Annotated in this window: 10 protein-coding genes; 6 read left to right on the top strand and 4 right to left on the bottom strand. The window is 72.0% G+C overall.

The window, feature by feature from the left end; translation table 11 throughout:
• Positions 1 to 83 precede the first annotated feature (83 nt).
• Together ACZ4NT_RS12640 and ACZ4NT_RS12645 are read left to right on the top strand one after the other, a co-directional pair.
• On the top strand, positions 84 to 287 hold the full coding sequence (locus tag ACZ4NT_RS12640; RefSeq protein WP_121408708.1) for an MbtH family NRPS accessory protein: 204 nt from the start codon (positions 84 to 86) through the stop codon (positions 285 to 287).
• 141 nt (positions 288 to 428) lie between these two features.
• Positions 429 to 941, top strand: coding sequence for a GNAT family N-acetyltransferase (locus tag ACZ4NT_RS12645; protein WP_121408419.1), 513 nt, complete (start codon positions 429 to 431; stop codon positions 939 to 941).
• Between the two features lie 10 nt (positions 942 to 951).
• Here the strand turns inward: ACZ4NT_RS12645 and ACZ4NT_RS12650 are convergent, their stop codons facing one another.
• Positions 952 to 1,665 (bottom strand): SDR family NAD(P)-dependent oxidoreductase, encoded by a 714-nt coding sequence (locus ACZ4NT_RS12650; RefSeq protein ID WP_467725125.1) that lies wholly within the window; start codon positions 1,663 to 1,665, stop codon positions 952 to 954.
• Between the two features lie 145 nt (positions 1,666 to 1,810).
• Here ACZ4NT_RS12650 and ACZ4NT_RS12655 point away from each other — a divergent pair, with 145 nt between their 5' ends.
• Complete coding sequence (locus ACZ4NT_RS12655) at positions 1,811 to 2,116, top strand: muconolactone Delta-isomerase family protein (protein ID WP_467725126.1); 306 nt, start codon at positions 1,811 to 1,813, stop codon at positions 2,114 to 2,116.
• Between the two features lie 162 nt (positions 2,117 to 2,278).
• The gene (locus tag ACZ4NT_RS12660; protein ID WP_467725127.1) at positions 2,279 to 2,917 is read left to right on the top strand and encodes a GOLPH3/VPS74 family protein; all 639 of its coding nucleotides are present in this window, start codon (positions 2,279 to 2,281) and stop codon (positions 2,915 to 2,917) included.
• A gap of 46 nt (positions 2,918 to 2,963) precedes the next feature.
• Here the strand turns inward: ACZ4NT_RS12660 and ACZ4NT_RS12665 are convergent, their stop codons facing one another.
• Both ACZ4NT_RS12665 and ACZ4NT_RS12670 read right to left on the bottom strand, forming a co-directional pair.
• Positions 2,964 to 3,350: a VOC family protein gene (locus tag ACZ4NT_RS12665; RefSeq protein WP_121408415.1), complete on the bottom strand. Its 387-nt coding sequence runs from the start codon at positions 3,348 to 3,350 to the stop codon at positions 2,964 to 2,966.
• Positions 3,347 to 3,640: a metalloregulator ArsR/SmtB family transcription factor gene (locus ACZ4NT_RS12670; RefSeq protein ID WP_121408707.1), complete on the bottom strand. Its 294-nt coding sequence runs from the start codon at positions 3,638 to 3,640 to the stop codon at positions 3,347 to 3,349. Before ACZ4NT_RS12670 ends, ACZ4NT_RS12665 begins: the two co-directional genes overlap by 4 nt.
• A gap of 144 nt (positions 3,641 to 3,784) precedes the next feature.
• Between ACZ4NT_RS12670 and ACZ4NT_RS12675 the strand changes: the two genes are divergently transcribed.
• Positions 3,785 to 4,405 carry a TetR/AcrR family transcriptional regulator gene (locus ACZ4NT_RS12675; RefSeq protein ID WP_121408414.1) on the top strand — a complete coding sequence of 207 codons (621 nt, stop codon included), beginning with the start codon at positions 3,785 to 3,787 and terminating at the stop codon, positions 4,403 to 4,405.
• A 477-nt stretch (positions 4,406 to 4,882) separates the two neighbouring features.
• Here ACZ4NT_RS12675 and wrbA read toward each other — a convergent pair whose 3' ends face one another.
• The gene (wrbA, locus tag ACZ4NT_RS12680) at positions 4,883 to 5,491 is read right to left on the bottom strand and encodes an NAD(P)H:quinone oxidoreductase (protein WP_467725130.1); all 609 of its coding nucleotides are present in this window, start codon (positions 5,489 to 5,491) and stop codon (positions 4,883 to 4,885) included.
• 420 nt (positions 5,492 to 5,911) lie between these two features.
• Here wrbA and ACZ4NT_RS12685 point away from each other — a divergent pair, with 420 nt between their 5' ends.
• A complete protein-coding gene (locus ACZ4NT_RS12685) occupies positions 5,912 to 6,937 on the top strand; it encodes an alcohol dehydrogenase (protein WP_467725132.1) in 1,026 nt (341 codons plus the stop codon).
• The last annotated feature ends 150 nt before the right edge of the window (positions 6,938 to 7,087 follow it).

The following is a 7,087-nucleotide window of genomic DNA, read 5'->3' on the forward strand; positions in this document are numbered from 1 at the left end:
CGGGACATCCCGATCAGGCACCCCGGCCGGTCGACCGGCCGGCCGGGCTCACCGAACCGATGACGACGACGAAAGAGCGTGACATGGACGAGAACACCCGTTACCAGGTGCTGCGCAACGACGAGGACCAGTACTCGCTGTGGCCGGTCGACGTCGAGGTACCCGCGGGCTGGCAGCCCGTCGGCAAGGAGGGCACCGAGGCCGAGTGCTCCGCGTACGTCGACGAGGTCTGGACCGACATGCGCCCGCGCAGCCTGCGCGAGCGCATGGAGAACGCGGGCTCCTAGCCCGCCCGTTCCGCCCGGGGCGCCGGGCAGGTGACCACCGCCTCCGGCGTCACCGCACCCGCGCCCCGGGCAGGGCCCCTCCCGCGTCCGGGAAGCCGCCCGCACTCGTCCGCACTCGTCCGCATTCAGAGGAGTACGCCGATGACGCCCACGCTGCACACCGAACGACTGCGCTTCACGCCCTACCGGCCCGAGGACGAGGACGCCTTCGTCACGCTCCTGCGCGACGAGGAGGTCTGCCGTTGGATGGGACAGGAACAGGTCCCGGAAGCCGACCTGCGCACGCTGTTCCGGGCGATCCTGAACGACGTGTACCCCCGGAACCTGTTCGACGTGTGGGGCCTGTGGTTCCAGGACTCGTTCGCCGGCCACGCGGAGGTGAAGCAGACCGGAAACGTCGACGGGTACGAGCTCATCACCGCGCTCGCCCCGGAGTACTGGGGCCAGGGGCTGGGCACCGAGGTCGTCCGGGGGCTGCTGCGCCACGCCGCCGACAACCTGGGCCTGAAGGAGGCCTACGGCATGGTGGGCGCCGGAAACACCGCCAGCCTGGCGATGGCCCGCCGTATCGGCTTCCGACATGTGCGCGACGTGGTCGGCGACGACGGCTCGGTGACGAAGATGCTGGTCATCTCCACGACCGACCCGTCCTGAGCCCCGGGCCTCAGTGCCCGGCGCTCTGGCCGCCGTCGACGGCCAGGACCTCGCCGGTGACGAACGGGGCGTTCTCCAGGTACAGCACGGCGTCGACGACGTCGCTCACCTCACCCATGCGGCCGACCGGGTGGAGCGTGCCGAGAGCGGCGTGGGTCTCCTCGGGATGCATGGGCGTCCTGATCGTGCCGAGGGCGACCGCGTTGCTGCGGACGCCCCGGCCCGCGTACTCGATGGCCAATGACTTCGTGGCCGCCTGGAGCCCGCCCTTGGTCAGCGAGGCGAGGACGGACGGCACGGCGGAGTTGGGGTGCTCGACCAGGCTGGTGGTGACCTGCACGACGTGACCGCCGCCGCGTTCCAGCATGTCGGCGACGGCGAGCTGGGTGATCCGGAAGAAGCCGGCCACGTTCACGCCGAGGACCGCTTCGTAGTCCTCCCGCGTGTACTCGGTGAACGGCTTGGCGACGAAGATCCCCGCGTTGTTGACCAGGGTGTCGATCCGGCCGAACCGGGAGAGCGCGGTGCTGACGACCCGCTCGGCGGTGGCGGGGTCGGCGATGTCGCCCCGGACGGTGAGGACGTCCGCGTCCTCCGACTCGGCGATGGTGCGTGAGGTGGCCACGACCGCGTACCCGAGCTTGCGGTAGGCGGCGACCAGGCCCGCTCCGATGCCCTGGGAGGCACCGGTGACGACGGCGACCTTCCGATCTTGAGCGTTCATGACGGTTCTCCTGACGGAAGTCGGCTCGACCGATGGGTGGTGGACCGGTCATGGGGGAAACTAAGTGACCGGTCTACTATTGTCAAAGGGCCCGAGCCGGCGGCATACCGTTTCCGGCCGGGCGCTCCACGGAAGGGAGAAGGACATGCGTGAATTCCTGGTCGAGCTCGTCACCGTCGTCCCCGAGGGCACCGACCCCGCGGAGGTGGACCGGCGACGCGCCGCGGAAGCGGTCCGGGCCGCGGAACTGGCGGCCCAAGGACATCTGGTCCGCCTGTGGCGGCCGGTCGGTGAACTGCGCAGCCTCGGCATCTGGCGGGCCGCCGACGAGGCGGAGCTCCACCGCGAGGTGCTCGGCACGCTGCCCCTGCGGCCGTGGATGACGGCGACCGTCACCGCGCTCGTTCCCCATCCGAACGACCCGGGGAGCGCGACGGGCGCCGTCGCCTGACCGGCGCGCTCCGCGGGCGGCCCCGGGCCCGCCCGGAGGGACGGCGGAAGCAGCCGCGGCGATCTGCCCGGGCCGGAGTGCCGGCCGTCCGCGGCGTCGCACGGCAGGCGCGGGACCGCCCCCGCGTCGTACCGTGGTTGCCACCTTCGAGGGGATGCCGACATGACCACAGCACGGGACCTGTTGATCGTTGCGATGGATCTGGAACCCGCTCGCTCCGTGGACCAGGGCAGTCTGTCGCTGACGCTCGCCGGGGCCGAGGCCGTCGACCTCCTCCAGGCGGGGACCGCCCGGCTGGACGCTGAGCGCATCGTGCCGGGCGACCGGCCGGGGGCGGATGATCCACTCCTGGCCGAGGCCGCCTCGTCACTCGTCAGGCGGGAGCCGTACGAGTCGGTCGAGGACTGGCTGTGGCGAAGGGGCCGGGGCCTGGCCGCGACCTACGAGGCCGCGTTCGAGTCGGAGGGGCAGCTCACCCGGCCGCACCGCCGGCTGGCGTCGTTCCGGACGGGGCAGGCGGTGCTCGTCGACTCGGCGGACCGGAGCCGGGCCCAGGCCCGCTGGTCGGACCGCGAGCCCGTGCTCGTCGCCCTCGCCACGGCCGCCGGACTGTACGACGAGCCCGCCGGCGAGTCCCAGGAGACCGCGGACGATTCCGGGGAGGACTCCGAGGACGTCTTCGACGACACGCTGGCGACCGTCCTGGCCGCGGTGAACGACGCGGTGATGGAACTGGAGGCCGTCCGGCAGCGCAAGGCGGTCGAGGACGCGGCCTTCGACAACGTCTGGCGCGGCCTGTGACGTGAGCCCGGGCCGGCCCGGACTCCGGACCGGCCCGGGCGCCGGCTCAGGCGCCGTGCACGATCTGGATCAGGTTGCCGCAGGTGTCGTCCAGCACCGCGGTGGTCACCGGGCCCATCTCCAGGGGCTCCTGGGTGAAGCGCACCCCGAGCCCGCGCAGCCGGTCGAACTCCGCGTGCACGTCGTCCACGGCGAAGGAGGCGGCCGGGATGCCGTCCTGGACCAGCGCCTCCTTGTACGGCGGCACCGCGGGGTGGCCGGAGGGTTCGAGGAGCAGTTCGGTCCCGTCGGGGTCCTCCGGGGAGACCACGGTCAGCCAGCGGGCCTCGCCCAGCGGGACCTCGGTCTTCTTCACGAAGCCCAGCACGTCGGTGTAGAAGCGCAGGGCCTTCTCCTGGTCGTCGACGAAGACGCTGGTCAAGTGGATCCTCATGGGGTGTTCTCCGGTGCCTCGGGCTTGAGCCACCGGGTCACGATGTGCTCAAGGGGTTCGGTGTTCAGGTGGTGGAACTTGTAGCGGCCCTCGCGCCGCGACCGGACCAGGTCCGCGGATTCCAGTACGGCCAGGTGCTGGCTGATCGCCTGGCGCGACAGCCCGAGGCCGTGCTTGGTCACCAGCCGTGCGCACATCTCGAACAGCGTCTGGCCGTCCCGATCCACCAGCTCGTCGAGGATGCGCCGCCGCGTGGGGTCGGCCAGTGCCTTGAAAACATCCTCCGCCATGACCGACACCATAGGCAAGCAGCGACTTGCCTATCAAGTGGATGCTTCGACGCCGCCGTGGGGCGGGGTGGAGCCCCAGGGGGTGTGGTCCGGGGATAGGCGACTGGTCTACTCAACATAGTCGGTCGGTCGTATACTGGACGCATGGGACGCACCAGCAATGCCAGGGAGAAGATCCTCACCGCCGCCCGGTCGCTCATCGAGCAGCGGGGCTACTCGGCCCTGGGCACCGCCGAGATCTGCAAGGCGGCGGGCGTGCCGAAGGGCAGCTTCTACTACTTCTTCGAGTCCAAGGAGGCCCTCGCCCTGGCCGTCCTGGACGAGCAGTGGGCCGGCCAGCGCGCCGACTGGACCCGCGTCCTGCGCGGCGACGCCGAACCGCTCCAGAGGCTGCGGCAGCTGTTCGAGGAGACGGAGGCCGCCCAGCACGCGGGGCAGCAGAGCTGCGGCACCGTGTCGGGGTGCATGTTCGGAAACCTGACCCTGGAGATGAGCAACCAGACCGAGGCCATCCGGGTGCGCCTCCAGGAGATCTTCGACGCGCAGGTCGAGATGGTGGACGAGGTCGTGGCCGAAGCCCGCGAGCGGGGTCAGGTCACCGTCGGCGACACGCACGAGGCCGCCCGGTCCGTCGTCGCCCAGCTCGAAGGCCAGGTGCTCTTCGCCAAGCTCTACAACGACACCCAGCGCTTGAACGTCCTGTGGCGGACCTGCCTCGCCATCCTCGGGGCCCGCGACCCGGAGCCGGCTCCGGTGGCCGGCTGAGGTCCCGCCCGCGCGCGCGGAGAGACCGGCCGTGCCCGCGGCACCCGCACAGAAAGGTGGCCGTCACCAAACAGGTGACGGCCACCTTTCTGTACGCCGGGGGAACGCCGGCGACGGCGCCGGGCCGCCCTTGCCCGTCCAGCGGCCCGGGAGCCGCGTCGTGATCTCCTGCAGCACCCACTCGTTGCCGTCCGGGTCGGCGAACGAGGCGAACGACGCGTAGCTGCGGCGTTCCCGGCCCGGCTCCCGGCCTCGGCTCCGGCGCGATGGAACACTCGGCCGGCGTCGTGGAACACCTCGCTCACCTCGCCCCCGCGGCCGGCGAGTTCCACCCGGGCCGCCTCCACGTCGGAGACGGCGAAGTGCAGCCCCCCGGCGGAGCCGGATGCCGCCGAGGTGAGGCCGGCGCCGAAGATCACCCGACGTCGGCCTGACGGTGGGCGGCCCGCGCCCGAAGGCGCGGGCGTGCGGGGTGGGTCAGGCGGCCTTGAGCCGCGCGGCGATGCCCACCACGCGCTCCGCCTGGTGCCGGGCCGCGGCGCGGGTGGTGTCGTCCACCGGGTTGGTGCCCTGGGCATCGACGTGCGAGGTCCCGTAGGGGTTGCCGTCCGCGAACTTGACCGGGTCGGTGAAGCCGGGGGCGACCACGATGCCGCCGAAGTGGTGGACGGAGGTGTACAGCGCCTGCAGCGTGGTCTCCTGCCCGGCGTGCGCCGTGGCGGACGAGGTGAAGCCGCTGTACACCTTGTCGGCCAGCTTGCCCTGCGCCCAGAGCCCGCCGAGCGTGTCGATGAACTGCTTGAGCTGGGCGGAGAGGTTGCCGAAGCGGGTGGCGGAGCCGAACAGGACGGCGTCGGCCCACTCGATGTCCTCCGGGGTCGCCTCCGGTATGGCGGCGGTCGCGGCGTGGTTGGCGGCCCAGGCCGGGTTCGACCGGATCGCCTCCGGCGGCGCGAGCTCGGCGGCCTTCACCAGGCGGACCTCCGCCCCCGCCTTGACCGCGGCGTCGTGCAGTTCCCTGGCGATCTCGGTGATGGTGCCGGTGGAGGAGTAGTAGACGATGGCGAGCTTGACGGGAGTGGCCATGGCGGCGGTCTCCGATTCCGTGTGCAGGTGCTGGTGGGGAGGCGATTCGAGTCACTAGGTGACCGGTCGACTATTGAGTAAGCTAGGTGACCGGTCCACTAAAGTCAAAGGGGTGGGGGCGTGACGCCGGGAACAGGAGTCCGCCCGCCTTGACGTGATCGTCGATCCGCCGCTCGGCGCGCCCGAGTGGTGCCCGGGTTCCGCTGGTGCGGACCGCGTCGGTCCCGACGCGGCTCGGCGGTGCGCCGACTCTCCCGGGCCATGCATCACCTGTCACACCGGTGACGTTTGGCTGTGCTGCGATGTCCGGCCGTTCATCGTGGAGGCGCCCCCGGTGCGTCCTCCGGCCCGGCGCGCGCGAACTGCGCGGAGCTGGTGTGCTGGGGAGGGGGTTCCTCACACCTGTTCCGGAGAGTCAGTATGAGTACCTATCGAGTCGCGCAGGTGGCCGCCGCCAACGGGCCGTTCGAGATCGTGGAACGCGATGTGCCGCAGCCGGGCCCCGGTCATGTACGGGTCGCCGTGGAGGCCTGCGGGGTGTGCCACAGCGACGCCTTCTTCGTGTCGGCCGGCCTGCCCGGCGTCCGGTTTCCGCTGGTGCCGGGGCACGAGATCGCGGGGCGCGTCGACGCCGTCGGCGAGGGGGCGCACGACAGCGGCTGGCAGGTCGGGGACCGTGTCACGGTGGGCTGGTTCGGAGGCAGTTGCGGTCACTGCACCCCGTGCCGTCAGGGCGACTTCATCGTGTGCGAGAACCTCAAGGTCCCCGGCTGGTCGTACGACGGAGGCTTCGCCGAGGCGATGATCGCGCCGGTCGACGCCCTGGCCCGTATCCCCGACGCGCTCACGGCGAGCGAGGCGGGACCGATGGCCTGCGCGGGCGTCACCACGTACAACGGGCTCCGGCGCAGCCCTGCCCGGCCGGGCGACCGGGTCGCCGTCCTCGGCCTCGGCGGCCTCGGGCATCTCGGGGTGCAGTACGCCGTGGCCATGGGCTTCGAGACGGTGGCGATCGCCCGCGGTGCCGACAAGGCCGATCTGGCCCGGCAGTTGGGGGCGCATCACTACATCGACAGCACGGCGGGCACCGCGGTGGCGGACGCCCTGCAGTCGCTCGGCGGCGCCAAGGTCGTCCTGGCCACCGCGGGCGATTCCGAGGCGATCGCGGCGACGGTGGACGGGCTGGCGCCGCGCGGCGAGCTGGTGGCCATCGGGGTCAGCCCCGAGCCGCTGGGGATCAGCCCGGTCCAGCTGCTGATGAGCGGCCGGGTGGTCCGCGGCCACCCGTCCGGCACCGCGCAGGACGTGCAGGACACCATGGAGTTCAGCGCGCTGCACGGTATCCGTCCGACGATCGAGACCGTGCCGCTGGACCTGACCGGCGAGGCTTACCAGAAGATGATGTCCGGGGCGGCGCGGTTCCGGATGGTCGTCACCACGGGCTGACCTCGGGCCCGGGGCCCGCTGCCTGTGAGTGGACACGGCGCGAGGCGGGGGGGGCCCCCCCTCGGGGGGGGGGCCCACCCCCCCAAGCCCGCCCCCCCCCCCCTTCTTGCGGGGGGGGAACCAACCCCCCGAGGGAAGGGGAGCCCTCCC

Source organism: Streptomyces sp. NPDC026417 (genome assembly GCF_055567695.1).

Bases quoted from the DNA above. Each gene is read 5' to 3' on its own strand.
- ACZ4NT_RS12670 (WP_121408707.1), bottom strand. From the start codon at position 3,640: ATGGCGGAGGATGTTTTCAAGGCACTGGCCGACCCCACGCGGCGGCGC.
- ACZ4NT_RS12665 (WP_121408415.1), bottom strand. From the start codon at position 3,350: ATGAGGATCCACTTGACCAGCGTCTTCGTCGACGACCAGGAGAAGGCC.
- wrbA (WP_467725130.1), bottom strand. From the start codon at position 5,491: ATGGCCACTCCCGTCAAGCTCGCCATCGTCTACTACTCCTCCACCGGC.
- ACZ4NT_RS12650 (WP_467725125.1), bottom strand. From the start codon at position 1,665: ATGAACGCTCAAGATCGGAAGGTCGCCGTCGTCACCGGTGCCTCCCAG.
- ACZ4NT_RS12640 (WP_121408708.1), top strand. From the start codon at position 84: ATGGACGAGAACACCCGTTACCAGGTGCTGCGCAACGACGAGGACCAG.
- ACZ4NT_RS12655 (WP_467725126.1), top strand. From the start codon at position 1,811: ATGCGTGAATTCCTGGTCGAGCTCGTCACCGTCGTCCCCGAGGGCACC.
- ACZ4NT_RS12685 (WP_467725132.1), top strand. From the start codon at position 5,912: ATGAGTACCTATCGAGTCGCGCAGGTGGCCGCCGCCAACGGGCCGTTC.
- ACZ4NT_RS12645 (WP_121408419.1), top strand. From the start codon at position 429: ATGACGCCCACGCTGCACACCGAACGACTGCGCTTCACGCCCTACCGG.
- ACZ4NT_RS12675 (WP_121408414.1), top strand. From the start codon at position 3,785: ATGGGACGCACCAGCAATGCCAGGGAGAAGATCCTCACCGCCGCCCGG.
- ACZ4NT_RS12660 (WP_467725127.1), top strand. From the start codon at position 2,279: ATGACCACAGCACGGGACCTGTTGATCGTTGCGATGGATCTGGAACCC.